Annotated in this window: 17 protein-coding genes; 12 read left to right on the forward strand and 5 right to left on the reverse strand. The window is 72.9% G+C overall.

Annotated elements, in window-relative coordinates; all coding sequences use genetic code 11:
* Positions 1-87 precede the first annotated feature (87 nt).
* From AB0M46_RS47780 to AB0M46_RS47795, 4 genes are all read right to left on the reverse strand, one after another.
* The gene (locus tag AB0M46_RS47780; RefSeq protein WP_363347703.1) at positions 88-1,248 is read right to left on the reverse strand and encodes an aminotransferase class V-fold PLP-dependent enzyme; all 1,161 of its coding nucleotides are present in this window, start codon (positions 1,246-1,248) and stop codon (positions 88-90) included.
* A 489-nt stretch (positions 1,249-1,737) separates the two neighbouring features.
* Positions 1,738-2,649, reverse strand: coding sequence for a tyrosine recombinase XerC (locus tag AB0M46_RS47785; protein WP_363347733.1), 912 nt, complete (start codon positions 2,647-2,649; stop codon positions 1,738-1,740).
* Positions 2,650-3,317: 668 nt separating this feature from the next.
* Positions 3,318-3,677 carry a hypothetical protein gene (locus tag AB0M46_RS47790; protein WP_363347705.1) on the reverse strand — a complete coding sequence of 120 codons (360 nt, stop codon included), beginning with the start codon at positions 3,675-3,677 and terminating at the stop codon, positions 3,318-3,320.
* Positions 3,674-3,952: an ACT domain-containing protein gene (locus AB0M46_RS47795; protein WP_363347707.1), complete on the reverse strand. Its 279-nt coding sequence runs from the start codon at positions 3,950-3,952 to the stop codon at positions 3,674-3,676. Before AB0M46_RS47795 ends, AB0M46_RS47790 begins: the two co-directional genes overlap by 4 nt.
* Before the next feature lie 107 nt (positions 3,953-4,059).
* Here AB0M46_RS47795 and AB0M46_RS47800 point away from each other — a divergent pair, with 107 nt between their 5' ends.
* The 4 genes from AB0M46_RS47800 (at position 4,060) to dprA (ending at position 8,323) form a co-directional block, all read left to right on the forward strand.
* Positions 4,060-5,097 (forward strand): helix-turn-helix domain-containing GNAT family N-acetyltransferase, encoded by a 1,038-nt coding sequence (locus AB0M46_RS47800; protein WP_363347709.1) that lies wholly within the window; start codon positions 4,060-4,062, stop codon positions 5,095-5,097.
* Between the two features lie 162 nt (positions 5,098-5,259).
* Positions 5,260-5,613, forward strand: coding sequence for a YraN family protein (locus tag AB0M46_RS47805; protein WP_363347712.1), 354 nt, complete (start codon positions 5,260-5,262; stop codon positions 5,611-5,613).
* Positions 5,613-7,127, forward strand: a complete 1,515-nt coding sequence (locus AB0M46_RS47810; RefSeq protein ID WP_363347714.1) for a YifB family Mg chelatase-like AAA ATPase — start codon at positions 5,613-5,615, stop codon at positions 7,125-7,127. Before AB0M46_RS47805 ends, AB0M46_RS47810 begins: the two co-directional genes overlap by 1 nt.
* Complete coding sequence (dprA, locus tag AB0M46_RS47815; RefSeq protein ID WP_363347716.1) at positions 7,124-8,323, forward strand: DNA-processing protein DprA; 1,200 nt, start codon at positions 7,124-7,126, stop codon at positions 8,321-8,323. Before AB0M46_RS47810 ends, dprA begins: the two co-directional genes overlap by 4 nt.
* A gap of 5 nt (positions 8,324-8,328) precedes the next feature.
* Here the strand turns inward: dprA and AB0M46_RS47820 are convergent, their stop codons facing one another.
* Positions 8,329-9,507, reverse strand: a complete 1,179-nt coding sequence (locus tag AB0M46_RS47820) for a pyridoxal phosphate-dependent aminotransferase (RefSeq protein ID WP_363347718.1) — start codon at positions 9,505-9,507, stop codon at positions 8,329-8,331.
* Between the two features lie 912 nt (positions 9,508-10,419).
* Between AB0M46_RS47820 and AB0M46_RS47825 the strand changes: the two genes are divergently transcribed.
* The 8 genes from AB0M46_RS47825 to AB0M46_RS47860 form a co-directional block, all read left to right on the forward strand.
* Entirely contained in the window at positions 10,420-11,712 is a 1,293-nt protein-coding gene (locus AB0M46_RS47825; RefSeq protein WP_363347720.1) for a hypothetical protein, read from the forward strand.
* A 433-nt stretch (positions 11,713-12,145) separates the two neighbouring features.
* The gene (rpsB, locus tag AB0M46_RS47830; protein WP_363347722.1) at positions 12,146-13,021 is read left to right on the forward strand and encodes a 30S ribosomal protein S2; all 876 of its coding nucleotides are present in this window, start codon (positions 12,146-12,148) and stop codon (positions 13,019-13,021) included.
* Between the two features lie 35 nt (positions 13,022-13,056).
* Complete coding sequence (gene tsf, locus AB0M46_RS47835) at positions 13,057-13,884, forward strand: translation elongation factor Ts (RefSeq protein WP_363347724.1); 828 nt, start codon at positions 13,057-13,059, stop codon at positions 13,882-13,884.
* A 94-nt stretch (positions 13,885-13,978) separates the two neighbouring features.
* Positions 13,979-14,770: a UMP kinase gene (gene pyrH / locus AB0M46_RS47840; protein ID WP_344618613.1), complete on the forward strand. Its 792-nt coding sequence runs from the start codon at positions 13,979-13,981 to the stop codon at positions 14,768-14,770.
* Positions 14,767-15,324 (forward strand): ribosome recycling factor, encoded by a 558-nt coding sequence (gene frr / locus AB0M46_RS47845; RefSeq protein WP_344618614.1) that lies wholly within the window; start codon positions 14,767-14,769, stop codon positions 15,322-15,324. Before pyrH ends, frr begins: the two co-directional genes overlap by 4 nt.
* The gene (locus AB0M46_RS47850; RefSeq protein WP_363347727.1) at positions 15,324-16,265 is read left to right on the forward strand and encodes a phosphatidate cytidylyltransferase; all 942 of its coding nucleotides are present in this window, start codon (positions 15,324-15,326) and stop codon (positions 16,263-16,265) included. Before frr ends, AB0M46_RS47850 begins: the two co-directional genes overlap by 1 nt.
* 67 nt (positions 16,266-16,332) lie before the next feature.
* Complete coding sequence (rlmN, locus tag AB0M46_RS47855) at positions 16,333-17,523, forward strand: 23S rRNA (adenine(2503)-C(2))-methyltransferase RlmN (RefSeq protein ID WP_363347729.1); 1,191 nt, start codon at positions 16,333-16,335, stop codon at positions 17,521-17,523.
* 29 nt (positions 17,524-17,552) lie between these two features.
* Positions 17,553-17,976, forward strand: a 424-nt coding sequence (locus tag AB0M46_RS47860) for a DivIVA domain-containing protein (protein ID WP_363347731.1), incomplete at its 3' end; no start/stop codon positions are given.

Raw genomic sequence — 17,976 nt, forward strand, 5'->3', positions numbered from 1 at the left:
GCGCGCACCTCCCGAACCCGACCTCGCCCCAACAACAAACGCGGGCTGACCGGCGTCACCAATCAGCCCGCGTTTAGCACCAGTCACCTAGCGCGTGAGCAGCTTGGGCAGGCCTTCGGCGAGGCGCTGATAGTCCTCGGGGCGGTTGTACACCTGCGCCGACAGCCGCAGCAGCGCGCGGCCGCGCCACCCGGTGAGCCCGACCTCGGCGCCCAGCTCGTCCGCGATCCGGCGGCGCAGCGCCGCGACCGCGCGGGGCTCGCCGGACACGGCCGGGGCCAGCGGCACCACCGCCATCGGCAGCCCGGTCGTGGCCGGCACCTCGGCCCCGAGCGCGCCGGCCACGACCCGCTGCCCGTACTCCGCCAGCGCCGCGTTGTGCCGCCGCACCGTCTCCACGCCCAGAGACCGCAGCACGAACAGCCCGGTGGGCGCGGCCAGCCACGGCGTGTAGTCGTGCGCCCCCACCCACTCCAGGTTGCCCGGGAACCCCGCGCCCTCCGACCACGACAGCACCAGCGGCCGGATCCGCTCCCGCCACGCCGGCGCGACGCTCAGCAGCGCCGTCCCGCGCGGCGCGAACGCCCACTTGTGGAGGTTGCCGACCCAGAAGTCCGCCCCCAGCTGCGCCACGGGCTCGTCCAGGATGCCCGGCGCGTGCGCCGCGTCGAGGTGAATCGCCGCGCGGTCGCCGCACTTCTCGCGCACCGCCTGGACGATCCGCCGCACCGGCAGCACCCGCGCGGTCGCGGCCGTGACGTGATCGACGATGACCAGCCGGGTGCGCGGCGTGATCGCCTCCCGCACGGCCGCGATGACTTCCGCGTCATCGGGCGCCATCGGTACCCGCACCACGCGATGGACGGCCCCGGTACGCCGGCAGGTGGCCGCCACCGCGAGGTCCACGGCGCCGTACCCGTGATCGGTCGTCAAGATCTCGTCCTCGGCCTCGAACGGCACGCTGCCGAGCACGATCGACGTGCCGGTGGAGGCGTTCTCGACCAGCGCGGTACCGTCCGGATCGGCCCCCACGAACGCCGCGAGATGCCGCCGTACGTGCGCGATCCTCTCCTCGATCCCGACCGAGAAGAACCGGTGCGGATTCCCCTCCATCTCCTCCCGGAGCCGCTGCTGCGCCCGCTGCACGGCGATCGGCACCATACCGAACGCGCCGTGATTGAGATGCGCGACGGCCGCGTCGGCGGAGAACAGCAGCCGGGCGCCGGGCAGCGGCTCGGGAGCGGACATGTCGGGCGCTACCGTCCCGTCACGGCGCGGCGTGTGCGGCCCTGGGTCATATCCACGATCTTAGGGCTCGTTGGGCGCTCCCGCGCCTGCTTGCCGCCCTCTCACCCGCCCCTAGACACTCTCAGCTTCCGTCCGCGTCCGCGCGTTCGTGCCGCGTCCGCGCGTTCGTGCCGCGTCCGCGCGTTCGTGCCGCGTCCGCGCGTTCGTGCCGCGTCCGCGCGTTCGTGCCGCGTCCGCGCGCCTTTGCCGTGTCCCGGCCTCGGGTGTGCGCTGCGTCTGGCCCTCCGGCCTGGGCCCGTTCCCCGCCCTTGTGTCCCTGCCCCGCCCTCGCGCCCATGTGCCCGAGTCTGGGCGCTCTCTTGCCGCCCTCGCTCCCGTGCCTGGCGCCAGCTTGCGCCGGCGCCCCGCACGAGCCTCGTTCGTCCGCCTTCCGCTCTCCGCTCGCGTGACTCCGTGCCCGTGTGCCGGGCCACTTCTTCGGGTACGGGGCTACGCGCGCGGATGCGCCTGCTCGTACGCGGCACGCAGCCGATCGATCGACACGTGGGTGTAGATCTGCGTGCTCGACAGCGAGGCGTGACCGAGCAGCTCCTGCACCGAGCGGAGGTCGGCACCCCCTTCGAGCAGGTGCGTGGCGGCCGAGTGCCGCAGATCGTGCGGGGACGTGTGCGGCAGCCCGGCCGCGCGCGCGTACCCGTCCACGATCCGCCGGGCGGCCCCCGGCTGCAGCCGGCCCCCGCGCGCCCCGAGCAGCAGCGCCGGCCCGCTCTGCGGCCCCTCCAGCGCCGGTCGCCCGTGCCGGAGCCACTCGGTCAGCGCCTGGTCGGCGGGCAGGCCGTACGGAACCGAGCGCTCCTTGTCGCCCTTGCCCACCACCCGCACGACGCGCCGCATTCGGTCCACGTCGCCGAGGTCCAGCCCGCAGAGCTCGCTGACGCGGATCCCGGTGCCGTACAGCAGCTCCAGCACCGCCCGGTCGCGCAGCCCGACCCCGTCCAGGCGTCCGGCCGGCGACGTCACCAGGGTCTCGGCCTGGTCCGTGCGCAGGACGGTGGGCAGGTCGCGGTGTGCCTTTGGGCTGGCCAGCCGCTGCCCCGGGTCGGCCTCGAGCAGCCCCTCCCGCTTCGCCCAGGCGGTGAACGTCCGCGCGGACGCCGCGTGCCGGGCCAGGCTCGTCCGGGCATCGCCGGCCGCCCGCCTCCGCGCGAGCCAGCCCCGCAACACCGTGAGCGTCAGGTCCGCGGGCGCGTCCGCGCCCCCGCTCGCCGCGTGGTCCAGCAGGGAGACGATGTCGCCCACGTACGCCCGCACCGTGTGCACGGACCGGTTGCGCTCCGCCGCGAGGTACCGCGCGAAGTCGTCCACGGCGTCTCGCATGGCCGTGGGCAGTCGCTCGTGCATCTCGGCCGTGCCGACGACGGCCGCGTCCGCGCGTCCGCGCCCGGCCACCCGCGCGGCCCCGCCGCCCGTCCGCCGCGTTGCGTCACCACGCGCGGCGGGCCGCCTGGCCTTGCGCGCGCCCGAAAGACCGCCGCTGCCGCCCTCGGCCGAGTCGTCGCCGCGCGGTGGCTCCTCGACACCGGCGCTCGCGCGGCCGGCCCGCGCGGACGCGTCGACCCCGAGCCGGGGGAGCCGGCGCTCGGCATGCGTGAGTCCGTCGGTATCCGGCGCGCCCCGCGATGACTCGTTGCGACGCCTGGCCGCGTCGATGTCCGGCAACCGCGCGGGCACGATGAGCTCGTCCGCCGGCGTGGGGGTGGTGCGCCGAGTCTCGCCTGGCTGGTCTGCAGCGTCGTCTCGTCTGGGCACTCCGTCGTGTTCATCCGCATCGCGCGGCCGCGCGGACACGACCGGCTCGTCGGGCTGTGGGGATGCTGCGAGCTCCTCAGGCCGCCCGGCCGCGTCCGACTTGTCGGGCCGTGGGGCCGCTTCCGACTTGTCAGGCCGCGCGGAGGGGGTGATGGCCGCGGAGGTAGCGCCGCCGGGCCCGCTCGACTGGACGGCGGGCCCGGCGTTACCGGGACCGGACCGGTTGTCGGGCGCGGATACGTTGCGTCGCGTCGGGCGCGTCAACGGCGCTGCTGCTCTTCGAGGAACCGCTCGATCAGCCCGCGTACCACCGCGGCCATGGTGAAGCCGTTCTCGGTGCACCAGGCGCGCAGCTCGCCGTGCCGCTCCGCCGGCAGGCGGAACGTCACCAGCTGGCTCTCCTCGCCCGCCGGTAGCGAGCCGCCGAGCGCGCCGTGGCTGGCCGCCGGGCTCAGGTCCGGGGCGTCCATGAGGTTGCGCCCGCGCAGGTCGGGACTGGCCAGCAGCGCGCTACGGCCGACCGGGACGGTGCGGTTGAGCAGCCAGACGGTGATCTCCTGGCGGGTGTCCGCCGGGAGTGTCTCGAGCAACGCCACGAGCTTGTCGACAGGAGCGGTCATACGGTCACGATAGCGCCCGCTATCCCGCTATCGCTATTGATGGGCTCTATCGTCACCACGCGCACGCCCTGAATCTCCTCCAGCAGTTCCGGCAGTGTCCGGTCGATCACCACACCCGGCACGCTGACCACGAACTCGTCCGTTGCCACGGTGCCGTCGCGGCCCAGCACGCGCATCTGGCGGATGTCCACGCCCAGGCGGCCGAGCAACGTGGTCACCTGGCCCAGGGAACCGGGACGGTCGGGCAGTTCGACAATTACGTGACGTAGCGACATGGGAGCAAGCCTGCCGACGTGGCGTTTCCCAACAGTTACGACGCCACGTCGCACGGCTTTCCGGAGAATCGTTGACAGCGTCAAGCGATCGCATGACGATGTCAACTATGACTATCGAGACGGTCGCCGCGTTTCGCCGGTTCAACCGCTTCTACACGAATCTGATCGGCGTGCTGCGGGCCGGGCTGCTCGACTCGCCCTATTCGCTCGCCGAGGCACGGGTGCTGTACGAGCTGGCCAACGCGCCCGCGCCCGCGCTCGAGGTGGCCGGCCTGCGGCAGGGGCTGGACATGGACGCGGGCTACCTGAGCCGCATCCTTGGCCGGTTCGAGGCCGACGGGCTGGTCGTGCGCGAGCGCTCGGACGCGGACGCCCGCAAGCAGCGCATCCGGCTCACCGAGGCCGGTCGGGCCGCCCAGGCCGAGCTGGACCGGCGCTCGGACGCGCAGGCGGGCACGCTGCTGGGCGCGGCCACGGAGGCGGACCAGCGGCGGCTCGTCGGCGCCATGGGCGCGATCGAGTCGATCCTCGGCGCCGCCGGCCCGGCTGCGTCCAGCGCCCGCGCGGGGGCCGGAGCCGGGGCGGGCGCCGTCGCGCACGGTGGCGCAACGTCCCCGCGCACGGTTGTGCTGCGCCCGCCCGGGCCCGGCGACCTGGGCTGGGTCGTGCAGCGCCACGGCGCGCTGTACGCGGCCGAGTACGGCTGGAACGACGAGTTCGAGGGGATGGTCGCGGGCATCGTCGCGGAGTATACGGAGTCGCACGATCCGCGCTGGGACCGTGGCTGGATCGCCGAGGTGGACGGCGAGCCCGTCGGATCGATCTTCTGCGTCCGCGCGGACCCGGGCGAGGCCGCCAAGGGGCCGGGGCCGGCGGTCGGGCCTTCCCGCGGTACCACCGCGAAACTCCGACTTCTGCTGGTCGAGCCCAAGGCTCGGGGAATGGGCGTGGGTGGCCGGCTGGTCGACGAGTGCGTCCGGTTCGCCCAGAGGGCCGGTTATGTCGACATGGTCCTGTTCACGCACGACATCCTCGTCGAGGCGCGGCGCCTGTACCAGCGCGCCGGGTTCGTGCTCGACAGCGAGGAACGCAAGCCGGCGTACGGCCAAGAGCTCGTCCATCAGCACTGGCGCAGAAATTTTTGAGCCGAGACCCGGTAATGGCCACACCTGGGCTGGCCTGCGCCGCGACCCCGCTACATACCAAAGTCAAATAACCTGTCCGAATTTATCCACAAGCCCTCGGTTATCCACAGGTTGATCTCCGTCGCGCCGCATTGATCGCTCCGGCCGGTCAGAGTCGCCCGCATGACGAACCGCAACCAGATCGTCGGCGCCTTCGGCGAACGCATCGCCTGCCGGTATCTCGTGTCGCAAGGGCTCGTGCTGCTCGACCGCAATTGGCGCAGCACGGCCGGAGAACTCGACGTGGTCGCCCGGGACGGCGGCGACCTGGTGTTCGTGGAGGTCAAGACCCGCCGCAGCACCCGCTACGGACAGCCCGTCGAGGCGCTCGTCCCGGCGAAGGTCCGCCGCCTGCGAACCCTCGCCCGGATGTGGCTGGCCGACAGCGGCGAGCGCTGCGAACGGGTGCGCTTCGACGTCATCAGCGTGCTCGTGGGCAGGTCCGTGGCCGTCCGGCATCTGCGCGGGGCGTTCTGATGGGGTACGCCATGGTCCGCTCCGTCGCCTTGCACGGCGTGGCCGGCGAGGTGATCGTCGTCGAGGCCGACGTGGCGCCGGGCCTGCCCAGCCTGGTCGTGTCCGGACTGCCCGACGCCGCGCTCAGCGAGGCCCGCGACCGCGTGCGCGCCGCCGTGCACAACTCCGGCGCGTACTGGCCGCAGCAGCGCATCACCGTCAACCTGCTCCCCGCCCATGTGCGCAAGCACGGTTCCGGGTTCGATACCGCCGTGGCGATCGCCGTGCTGGCGGCCGGCGCGGACCTGCCGATCGGCCGGCTCGCCGACGCCGTCGTCCTCGGCGAGCTGGGGCTGGACGGCACGATCCGCCCGGTGCGCGGGATCCTTCCGGCCGTCCTGGCCGCCAGCCGGGCGGGAGTCGGTTTCGCCGTGGTACCGCAGGCCAACATCACAGAAGCGCGCCTGGTCCCCGACATCGAGGTCCGCGCCGCCGACTGCCTGGGCCGGATCATCGGCTACCTCCACGGGACGGAGAACCTGCTCGACCCGATGGCGAAGGCTTCGCCGCCCGAGCCCACCCCGCTGGACCTCGCCGACGTCCTGGGCCAGGAACGGGGGCGCCGGGTCATCGAGCTCGCCGCCGCCGGCCGGCACCACGTGGCGATGTTCGGGCCGCCTGGCGCGGGCAAGACGATGCTCGCCGAACGGCTGCCCGGCGTGCTGCCGCCGCTGAACGACCAGGAGGCGATCGAGGCCACGGCGCTGCACTCGGTGGCCGGAACGCTCCCGCCGGGCAGTGCGCTCATCCGCCGGGCGCCGCTGCAGGCGCCCCACCACACCGCGTCGGTCGCGGCGCTGGTCGGCGGCGGCAGCGGGCTGGCCAAGCCGGGCGCTATCAGCCTTGCCCACAACGGGGTGCTGTTCTTGGACGAGTGCGCCGAGTTCGCCAACGGCGCGCTCGAGGCGCTCCGGCAGCCGTTGGAGGAGGGTGAGGTACGGCTGCGGCGCATCTACGGCGAGACCGTGTACCCGGCCCGGGTCCAGCTGGTGATGGCCGCCAACCCGTGCCCGTGCGCCAAGCCGGGAGGTAAGCACCTGTGCGAGTGCGCGCCGATCGTGCGCCGCCGCTACCAGGCCAGGCTGTCCGGCCCGCTGATGGACCGCATCGACCTGCAGGTCGATCTCGATCCGGTGCGCTCCGTCGCCCTGCTCGGGCCCGAGGAGGTCGAGCCGACGGCCGTCGTCGCCGGGCGGGTGCGCGAGGCCCGTTCCGCGGCCGCAGCGCGATGGTCGCCGCAGGCTCGATCCAACGGCGAGGCACCCGGATCACTGCTGCGACATCACCAGTTCCGTCTGCCGAGGACGGTCGTGCGACCGCTGAGCGACGCCATGGACCGCGGCTGGCTGTCCGCCCGCGGATTCGACCGTGCGGTCCGCGTCGCGTGGACGATCGCCGACCTCGACGGGCGCCAGCGACCCGAGGCGGCGGACGTGCGGGAGGCGCTCGAGATGCGATCGAGGACGGTCCGATGAACGAGGAGCGGGTGGGGCGGATGGCGCTGGGCATGCTCGTCGAGCCCGGCAGCCGGGAACTCGGCGTGCTGGTCCGTTCGGTGGGGGCGCAGGAGGCGCTGGCCCGGGTGATCGGCGGGTACGGCATCTCGGCGCAGCTGGCCGGGGCGGTGCAGGCCAGGCTGCGCGGCGCCGGCGCGCTCGGCGCGGCGGACCCGGGTGCGCGGTTGGCCGAGCAGATGGCGGAGCAGGCGGAGCGCAGCGGCGCGCGGATCGTCACCGCGGCCGACACCGAGTGGCCGCGCGCGCTCGACGAGCTGGTGCGGGCCAGCCGCGAGGGCAACGTCCTGCGAAGGGACACGGACCCGCCGATGTGCGTCTGGCTGCGGGGTCCGCTGCGGCTGGACGAGGCGCTGGAGCGGTCGGTGTCGGTGGTCGGGGCGAGGGCGATCACGGGGTACGGCGGATATGTCGCCTCGGAGTTCGCCTTCGGGCTGGCCGAGCGGGGCTGGACGGTCGTGTCCGGCGGCGCGCTCGGCGTCGACGTGACCGCGCACCGCGGCGCCCTGGTCGCGGGCGGGCCGACGGTGGCGGTGCTGCCGTGCGGGATCGAGCGGGCGTACCCGGCGGCCAACGCGGCGGTGCTGGAGCAGATCGGCGCCGACGGGTTGCTGCTGAGCGAGTGGGCGCCGGGGACGATGCCGCACAAGACGCGGTTCCTGACCCGCAACCGGGTCATCGCCGCCGCGACCAGGGGCACCGTGGTGATCGAGGCCGGGTCGCGCAGCGGGGCGCGCAACACGCTCGGGTACGCGCGCCTGCTCCAGCGCGCCGCGATGGTCGTGCCGGGCCCGATCAACTCGGCGATGTCGGTCGGCTGCCACCTGGAGCTGCGTCAGCCGGGCACGGTGCTGGTGACCCGGGTCGAGGAGATCATCGAGGAGGTCGGCATGGTGGGGGAGCTGGCCGACCCGATCCAGGGCGCCGGGCGGCCCGAGGACGTCCTGGACCCGCTGCAGGCGCGGATCCTCGACGCCGTGCGCCCCCGCCAGGCCATGGCGGCGGAGCGGATCGCGGCCACTGCCGGGGTGAGCGGCCGCGACGCCCGGCGCACGCTGCCGCTGCTGGAGGAGCTGGGGTTCGTGGTGTCGGACGTGGACGGGTACCGGCTGCGCCGCGAACCGCGCGGACCGGTCGACGAGGAGGAGGACCGGTGAACGCGTCAGAGCCGCTGCAGCCGGGCGACCGCCTCGTCGAGCACTTCGTCGCGCTTGCAGAAGGCGAAGCGCACGAGTCGCCGACCGGCCTCGGCGTCGTCATAGAAGACCTGCGTCGGTACCGCGACCACACCACAGCGCTCCGGCAACGACAGGCAGAACTCCACCCCGTCGGTGCCGCCCAGGGGCGTGATGTCGGCAGTGACGAAGTACGTGCCCTCGGGCTGCAGCACGGCGAACCCAGCCTCCGCCAGGCCCTTGCACAGGCGGTCGCGCTTACGCTGCAGGTCGTCGCGGAACTCCTGGTAGTACGACGGCGGCAAGGCCAACGCCACCGCGACGGCGGGCTGCAGGGGGCCGGCGTTGACGTACGTCAGGAACTGCTTGACCCGCGTGACGGCCGACACCAGGGGGCGGGGGCCGCACACCCAGCCGATCTTCCAACCGGTGCACGAGAACGTCTTGCCGGCGGAGGAGATCTGCACGGTCCGCTCCCGCATGCCGGGCAGCCCGGCCAGCGGCACGTGCGGCGCGGAGGCGTCGCTGAACACCAGGTGCTCGTAGACCTCGTCGGTCACGGCGAGCGCGTCGAACTCCACGCACAGCGCGGCGATCTGGGCGAGCTCATCGGCGGTGAAGACCTTGCCGGTCGGGTTGTGCGGCGAGTTGAGCAGCACCAGCCGGGTCCGCGGGCCGAAGGCGGCGCGCAGCTCGGCGGGGTCGAAGGCGTACCTGCCGTCGGCGACCCGCAGCGTCACCGGGCGGCGAACGGCTCCGGCGAGAGCGATCGAGGCGGCGTACGAGTCGTAGTAGGGCTCGAAGCAGACGACCTCGTCGCCCGGCTCGCACAGCGCGAGGATGCTGGCGGCGACCGCCTCGGTGGCGCCGGCGGTGACCAGGATCTCGCCGTCGGGGTCGTAGTCGAGGCCCCAGAACGCCCGCTGGTGGGCGGCGACGGCGGCGCGCAGCTCGGGGATGCCGGGGCCGGGCGGGTACTGGTTGCGGCCCCCGTGGATTGCCGCGGCGGCGGCCTCCAGCATCGCGGCGGGACCGTCGGTGTCGGGGAAGCCTTGTCCGAGGTTGACGGATCCGGTGCGCACGGCCAGCGCCGACATCTCCGCGAAGATGGTGGTGCCGAACGGGCGCATGCGGGCGACGAGGTGGTCACGCGTGGCGTCAGTCACCCCCCGAGTATGCGGCCCGGGCCCGGTGCCCCCGCAGTCCGCGGCGCCCCGCCTTGCCGGCCGCGCGTGGGCGGGCTCCAACCGCAGCGGGCCGCGCCAGTCCGCGTCCTCGGTGGATGCCGGGCCGTGCGCGTTGGCGGGAGCGGCCGGTCGATCGCGAGCGTACGGGCCCTGACCTGCGTGGCCGCCGGGTGCCGGACCGTGCGCACCAGCGGGAGAGGTCCGTCGGTGGCGAGCGTGCGGGTCCTGGCTTGCGTGGTCGCCGGGTGCCGGGCTGGGAGGAGTCGCCAGACGATCGGGAGGCTGTCCTCGTGGGCGTTCGGCTCGCTGGTGGGGCCGAGCTCGCCAGCCGTGGGCGGCCCGCATCGGAGCGCGCGGGTTAGGGGGAGCCGTTCGCCGCCGGGCGAGCGCCGCGGTCGGCACCGCGCCCCCGACCCGCACCGCGCACCCGACCCGCGCTGCGCCCTCGACCCGCACCGCGCACTCGACCGGCTCCCCGCGGCTGGCCGGCTTGCGCACGGCTGGTCGGCTCCGGGCGGCTGGTTCCGCTTCCTTCGCGCAGCTGGTCGGCTCCGGGCGGCCGGGCGGCTCGGGGGCAGCTGGGTGGGTCGGGGGCGCGGTGCGGGTCGGGGGCAGCTGGTGGGTCGGAGGCGGCTGGTCGGTTCGGGGCGTCGGGTGGCTCCGCACGGTTAGTCAGAACTCGCGCGGCTCGTCGGCACCACGCCGCGTGCGTAGGGCAGGACTCACGCTGCGTGCGTTGGGCGTGGATTCGCGCTGGAGTGAACGGGCGGGCGGGGCAGGAACCACCGACGGGGATGAGCAGCTGGGGGAGGTGTAGCCGGGCAGCGACGCAGATTACAGGGACCTTTGCCGGGTGGCGAGGATTTTGCTGAGGGCCTACCGTGACGTGCCGTGGATGGACGCCGGAACTTCACCCCGGGACCGGAGGCGGATTCCCGCTGGTACCCGGATGACCGTGGGTACGACGATCGTGGGTACGACGACCGCCGGGACGAGCGGATGCGCGACGACCGGGACCGGGATCGGGACTGGGACGATCGGGCCCGTGACCCGCGCGGCCGCGACGACGAGCGGGGCTACGGCGAGGATCGTGGGTACGGCGGCGACGACCGGGGCTACGGCGGCGAGGAACGCGGATATGCCGCTGCTGAGGACCGCGGGTACACGCCGACGCGGTACGCGGACGAGCGGGAGTACGACGACGGGTACCGGGTGCCGGAGCCGCGCGGCGGGGGCCGGGGGTACGCGGCGGAGACCTCCGGCTACGGCGACAGCCCGGGCGGGCAGTTCGGCGCGCCGGCCGGCGCGGGCCGGGGCGGTGACGCGGGCGGTGACCTGTCCGGCGAGCTCGGCGGGCGGTCCCGGCGGTCCGAGGCGCTCGACCGTGGGGCGCTGCAGCGGCCGGTGTCCGGCGGCGCGACGCCGACCGGCCCCTCGGGCGGCACACTCGGCGCGGTCCCGGGCGGCCTCGGCGGCGCGAACAGCCTCGGCGCCGGGAACAGTCTCGGTGGCGGGAACAGCCTCGCAGGCGCGAGCGGACTGAGCGCCACGAGCGGACTGAGCGCCGCGAGCGGACTGGGCGCCGCGAGCGGACTGGGCGCCGCGAGCGGACTGGGCGCCGCGAGCGGAGCCGATGCCGGTGGACTCGGTGGATCGGCCGGGAGCTCCGCGCTCTCGTCGTCCGCCGCGCCGATTCCCGGGCTCGCCGCGGTGCAGGGCATGCCCACGTCGGGTGCCGGCCTCGGGGCGGGTACTGCCTCGCTGGTGTCGAGCGGCCCGACCGGTGCGCCGCCCAGCGCGTTCGTGGCGCCCACCGCGCTGACCGCGGCGATTCCGGCGCCCCAGCAGCAGTACGGCGGCGGGCAGCCCGAGCCGAGTGGCGCGGTGTACCGCAGCAAGCGGCCCGGGCTGGCGGTCGTGCTCGTGCTGCTGACGATCCTGTTCGAGGTGCCGGTGCTTCGCCTGTTCCTCAACGCGATGACCACGAAGGAGGTGCTGGTGGGGGCGACCCTGGCCGGCATCTTCATGATCCCGGCGCTGCCGATGTTCGCGCTCGGGCTGTACGGGCTCATCGGCGGGGCGGCCGCGGCGGCGTCCGGTGCTCGGGCTTGGCTGCGCACGCCGCTGGTCTACCTGCCGGTCGCGCTGCTCCTGTTCGTCTCCGCCGGACTGGCGGCCTCCTGACGAGACGGCGGCCGCCGGTCGCGTGACCTGACGAGACGGCGGCCGCCGGTCGAGGGAGCTGTCGAGGGAGCTGACGAGACGGCGGTCGCCGGTTGAGGGAGGCGGCCGCCGTCACCCTCAGTAGGCGCGGCGATTACGGACAAACACCCGCAAACAACGCGGCACCGGGGGGATTCGAGGTTGCCGGGCAGCTGCGCGTACACTTTCCCCCGGCGACCGCACAGCGTGCGGTCGACCTCGCGCGCCCTCCCTAGCCCGGTCGCACCGTTCTCTTGTGCCGGGTGAGTTTGGGGCGGCGGCCGCCCTGGTCCCGATAGGCGCGCCGGCAGATGACTGCGGCGTGCGCCAAGGGTGAGACGGCCGACGACCGGGCGCCAGGACGGTAGTCCGACCGGACCGCCGTGACAACCAGGATCGAAGGGGTCCCGCCAACATGACCGTGACCATGCGCCAGCTGCTCGAGAGTGGTGTGCACTTCGGGCACCAGACCCGCCGCTGGAACCCGAAGATGAAGCGCTTCATCTTCACCGAGCGCAACGGCATCTACATCATCGACCTGCGCCAGACGCTCGACTACATCGAGAAGGCGTACGACTACATCCGCAACACGGTGGCCGAGGGCGGCTCGGTGCTGTTCGTCGGCACCAAGAAGCAGGCCCAGGAGGCGATCGCCGAGCAGGCGACGCGCGTCGGGCAGCCGTACGTCAACCACCGCTGGCTCGGCGGCATGCTGACCAACTTCCAGACGGTCTACAAGCGGCTGCAGCGGATGAAGGAGCTCGAGAGCCTCGACCTGACGGGCACCGCCCAGGGGTACACCAAGAAGGAGACCCTGCAGCTCTCGCGCGAGCAGACCAAGCTCAGCCGCACGCTGGGCGGCCTGCGGGACATGCAGAAGCTGCCGTCGGCGATCTGGGTGATCGACACCAAGAAGGAGCACATCGCCGTCGACGAGGCGCGCAAGCTGGGCATCCCGGTGATCGCGGTGCTCGACACCAACTGCGACCCGGACGAGGTCGACTTCCCGATCCCCGGCAACGACGACGCGATCCGCTCCGCGGCGCTGCTGACGCGCGTGGTCGCCGACGCGGTCGCCGACGGGCTGATCGCCCGCTCCGGGCGCGCGACCCGGGCCGACCAGAAGCCCGAGCCGGGCGTCGTGGCCGGCGATGAGCCGCTCGCCGAGTGGGAGCGCGAACTGCTCGAGGGCGCCAAGGCGACCGAGGCCGCCCCTGCTGCTGCCCCTGCCGCTCCTGCCGCCCCTGCCGCTCCCGCCGCTCCCGCCGCCGAAGAGAACCCCCAGGCGTAACTGCCCAGGCGTAATTCACAGAGCGAGAGAGAGTCATGTCCAACTACACCGCCGCGGACGTCAAGCGGCTCCGCGAACTGACCGGCTCCGGCATGATGGACTGCAAGAAGGCGCTCGAGGAAGCCGAGGGCGACTTCGACAAGGCCGTCGAGCTGCTGCGCATCAAGGGCGCCAAGGACGTGGGCAAGCGGGCCGGGCGCACCACCGCCAACGGCCTGGTCGCGCACCACGCCTCCGGGCTGGTCGAGATCAACTGTGAGACCGACTTCGTCGCCAAGAACGAGGCCTTCGTCGAGCTCGGCCAGAAGCTGGCGGAGCAGGTCGACGCGGTCAAGCCGGCCGACGTGGACGCGCTGCTGGGCTCGAAGCTCGGCGACATCACGGTGGCCGACCTGATCCAGGCCGAGTCGGCCCGCATCGGCGAGAAGCTCGTCATCAACCGCATCGCCGTGCTGGGCGAGCCGGTCGCCGTCTACATGCACCGCAAGAGCCCGGACCTGCCGCCGCAGGTCGGCGTCGCGGTCGAGTTCAACGGCAAGACCGACGAGGCGGCCGTCGCCGACGCCCGCGGCGTGGCGATGCAGATCGCCGCGATGCGGCCGAAGTACCTCACCCGCGACGAGGTGCCGGCCGAGGTCGTCGAGTCCGAGCGGCGCATCGCCGAGGAAACCGCCCGCGAGGAAGGCAAGCCCGACGCGGCCCTGCCGAAGATCGTCGAGGGCCGGGTGAACTCCTTCTTCAAGGACTTCGTCCTCATCGAGCAGCCCTCGGTCAGCGACAACAAGAAAACCGTCAAGCAGGTGCTGGCCGAGGCCGGCATCGAGGTGACGCGCTTCGTACGGTTCGAGGTCGGCCAGGCCTGACCGGCCGAGACGAGCCAAGAGTGAGGGGGTCACGGTCCGCCGAGCACGGCGAGCCCGTGACCCCTTTTCCACACCAACGTCGAAAGGTGCGCACATGACGAACACCGCCGTCGATGCGGCCAGGCTCTCCCTGACCCCGGCCCCGATCGGGGCGCGGCGTGTCGTGCTGAAGCTCTCCGGTGAGGTGTTCGGGGGCGGCGCCGTCGGCGTCGACCCCAACGTGGTGCGCGCCATGGCCAGCCAGATCGCGGCGGTGGTGCGCCGCGGCGTGCAGGTCGCGGTCGTGGTCGGTGGCGGCAACTTCTTCCGCGGCGCCGAGCTGTCCCGGGCGGGCATGGACCGCTCCCGCGCCGACTACATGGGCATGCTCGGCACGGTGATGAACTGCCTGGCGCTGCAGGACTTCCTGGAGAAGGACGGCATCGACACCCGCGTGCAGAGCGCGATCAGCATGGCCCAGGTCGCCGAGCCCTACATCCCCCGGCGGGCGATCCGCCACCTGGAGAAGGGCCGTGTGGTGATCTTCGGAGCCGGCGCCGGCATGCCGTACTTCTCCACCGACACGGTCGCCGTCCAGCGCGCCCTGGAGATTCACGCGCAGACGGTACTCATGAGCAAGAACGGCGTCGACGGCGTCTACACCGCCGACCCGCGCACCGATCCGACCGCCCGCAAGCTCGACCATGTGACCTTCGCCGAGGCGCTGGTCAAGGGGCTGCGGGTGGTGGACCAGACGGCCTTCAGCCTCTGCCAGGAGAACAGGCTGCCGATGCTGGTCTTCGGCGCGGAGGGGGAGGACAACGTCGCTCGCGCGTTGAGTGGTGAGAGGATCGGCACGCTCATCACCGCCGAGCCCGTCCCGGATCGAGGAGGACAGACCACGTGATCGAAGAGACGCTCTTCGAGGCCGAAGAGAAGATGGATCGTGCGATCGACCACGGCAAGGAGGAGTTCGCGGTCATTCGTACCGGCCGCGCGACCCCGGCCATGTTCGGCAAGGTGATGGTCGACTACTACGGCACCCCGACTCCGCTGCCGCAGATGTCCTCGATCGCGATCCCCGAGCCCCGCATGGCGATCATCAAGCCCTACGACACGTCGCAGATCGGCGCGATGGAGAAGGCGATCCGCGACTCGGACCTCGGGGTGAACCCGAACAACGAGGGTACGCAGATCCGCATCGTGCTGCCTCAGATGACCGAGGAGCGGCGCCGCGAGATGATCAAGGTGGCCCGCAACAAGGCCGAGGACACCCGCGTCGCCATCCGCAACGTGCGCCGCAAGGCCAAGGAGGAACTCGACCGCATCGTCAAGGACGGCGAGGCGGGCGAGGACGAGGTACGGCGGGCCGAGAAGGAGCTCGAGGACCTGACGCACAAGTACGTCGCGCAGGTCGACGAGCTGCTCAAGCACAAGGAAGCCGAGCTACTCGAGGTCTGATGGCCCATCTCGATCGGGCTCACCGGGCCCCCGACCCGACCCGGGCGCGGCAGGACGATGCCGCGCCCGAGCCGTCTGCGGAGATCATGGAAGCGAGCACGCCGGAACCGGCCCCGCGCAAGAGCCGGGCCGGCCGCAACCTGCCGGCCGCCATCGGGGTGGGGGCGGGGCTCGGCGGCGTGGTCGTGGTCTCCCTGTTCGTCTGGAAGTGGCTGTTCCTCGGCCTCGTCATCGCCGCCGTCATGGTCGGCGTGTGGGAGATGGTCCGGGCGGTCAGCGTCCGCAAGGCCCGCCCACCGCTGGTGCCGCTGCTGCTCGGCAGCCCGCTCATGGTCTGCCTGGCCTGGTTCGGCGGGGCCGCGCGACTGCCGCTGGGCCTGCTCGCCACCCTGCTGCTCGTCTTCGTGTGGCGCTTCGCCGACGGGGTTGCCAACTACCACCGCGACGTCACCGCCGGCGCGCTCATCGCCGTTTACGTGCCGTTCCTGGGCTCCTTCGCGGCCCTGCTGGCCTACCCCGCCGAGGACGGCGCGGTCCGGGTCCTCGTGACCATCCTGGCCGTGGTGCTGTCGGACACCGGGGGGTACGCCACGGGGGTCTTCCTCGGCAGGCACCCCATGGCGCCCTCGGTCAGCCCGGCCAAGTCCTGGGAGGGCTTCGCCGGCTCGGTCGTGTGGACCGGGGCGGGCAGCGCGATCGCGTTGCCGCTGCTGCTCGACGACGCGGCGTGGTGGCACGGCGCGATCTTCGGCGTGGCCGTGTCGATCGCCTCCGTCCTCGGCGACCTCGGCGAGTCGCTGATCAAGCGGGACCTCGGCGTCAAGGACATGAGCAACCTGCTGCCCGGGCACGGCGGGCTGATGGACCGCCTGGACTCGGTACTGCTGGCCCTGCCCACGGCCTATGCGGTCCTGGCATTTCTGGTGCCCTGGTCCAAGTGAGTCGCCCGGCCGTGCTGGTGAGCGGTCTTGGAGAACATGCGGCCGGGCATGGGACACTGGTTACGTCATGACGCAGCTGCCTGTACTGAACCTGTCCTCCGAGGCGACCGGCACCACCCCGACCGGCCGCCGCGCCTCGCTGCCCCCGCGCCACCTCGCCGACCTCGATCTCGCCGGCCGCCGGGCCGCGGTCACCGAGCTCGGCGAGCCGGCCTTCCGCGCGCAGCAGATCTCCACGCACTACTTCGGCCGCCTCGTGCGCGAGCCGGAGGCGATGACCGACCTGCCGGCCCGCACCCGCGAGGCGATCACCGGGACGCTGCTGCCCCAGCTGCTGACGCCCGTGCGCGAGCTCGCCACCGACAACGGCACCACCCGCAAGACGCTCTGGCGGCTGCACGACGGCGCCCTGGTGGAGAGCGTGTTGATGGGGTACCCCGACCGGGTCACCGTCTGCGTGTCCAGCCAGGCCGGCTGCGGCATGGCCTGCCCGTTCTGCGCGACCGGCCAGGCCGGCCTGACCCGCAACCTGTCCACCGCGGAGATCATCGACCAGGTCGTGTGGTTCGCCGGCCTGGCGGCCCGCGGCGAGCTGCCCGGCTGCCCCGACCGGCTCTCGCGCATCGTCTTCATGGGCATGGGCGAGCCCCTGGCCAACTACAACCGGGTGGTCACGGCCGTGCGGCGGCTCACCGAGCCGGCGCCCGAGGGCCTTGGCCTGTCGCAGCGGCACATCACGGTGTCGACCGTCGGGCTCGTTCCCGCCATGCGGCGGTTGACGCAGGAGGGCCTGTCGGTGACGCTTGCGCTGTCGCTGCACGCACCCGATGATGATCTGCGCGACACGCTCGTGCCGGTCAACCAACGTTGGAAGGTCGCCGAAGTGCTTGATGCCGCGTTCGAGTATGCGGCTCGCACCGGCCGGCGGGTGTCCATTGAGTACGCAATGATCCGGGATGTGAACGACCATCCGTGGCGGGCGGATCTGCTCGGCCGGCTCTTGTCCGGCCGTCTCGCTCATGTCAATCTCATCCCGCTCAACCCGACGCCAGGCAGCCAATGGGATGCCAGCCCCAAGCCGGTTGAGCAGGAGTTCGTCCGGCGCCTCCGGGCCGCCGGTGTTCCCACTACAGTGCGTGACACCCGGGGTCGGGAGATTGACGGAGCCTGCGGGCAGCTTGCGGCCTCCGGAGGTGGCAAGGTGGGAGAGCGTGAAGGCGGCTTGCTAGCACGGCGAGCGAACGAGGAGACACAGTGAGTCAGGGTCAGCGGTTCCGGCGCCGTGCCATGCGTCGGGGATACAAGGTCGACGAGGTCGACTCGTTCCTCGACCGGGTGGAAGCAACCCTCTCCGGAGACCCGACGGGTGCGCCGGTGAGCGCGCAGGAGGTCCACGACGTGGTCTTCCGCGTCCGCTTCGGCGGATACGACGAGTGGCAGGTGGACCTGCACCTCGACCGGGTCGAGCGCCAGCTGGCCGAGCACGAGGAGCGCGGCAGCGGCGGCTTCGGCCGGACCCCGGACTCCCGCGGCGGCGAGCCGCGCATGGCGCCCGAGCGCATGGAGCCGCCGCGGATGCCGGAGCGCATGGAGCCGCAGCGCATGCCCGAGCGCATAGAACAGCATGCCCAGCCACTGCTGACCGCGGGCCGCCGCCGGGAAGCCCATCAGCCAGCCGATGCCCGCGCACGCGAGCACCGGACCGGCGGCG

It is taken from the genome of Dactylosporangium sp. NPDC051485 (genome assembly GCF_040682015.1).
GTDB lineage: Bacteria > Actinomycetota > Actinomycetes > Mycobacteriales > Micromonosporaceae > Dactylosporangium.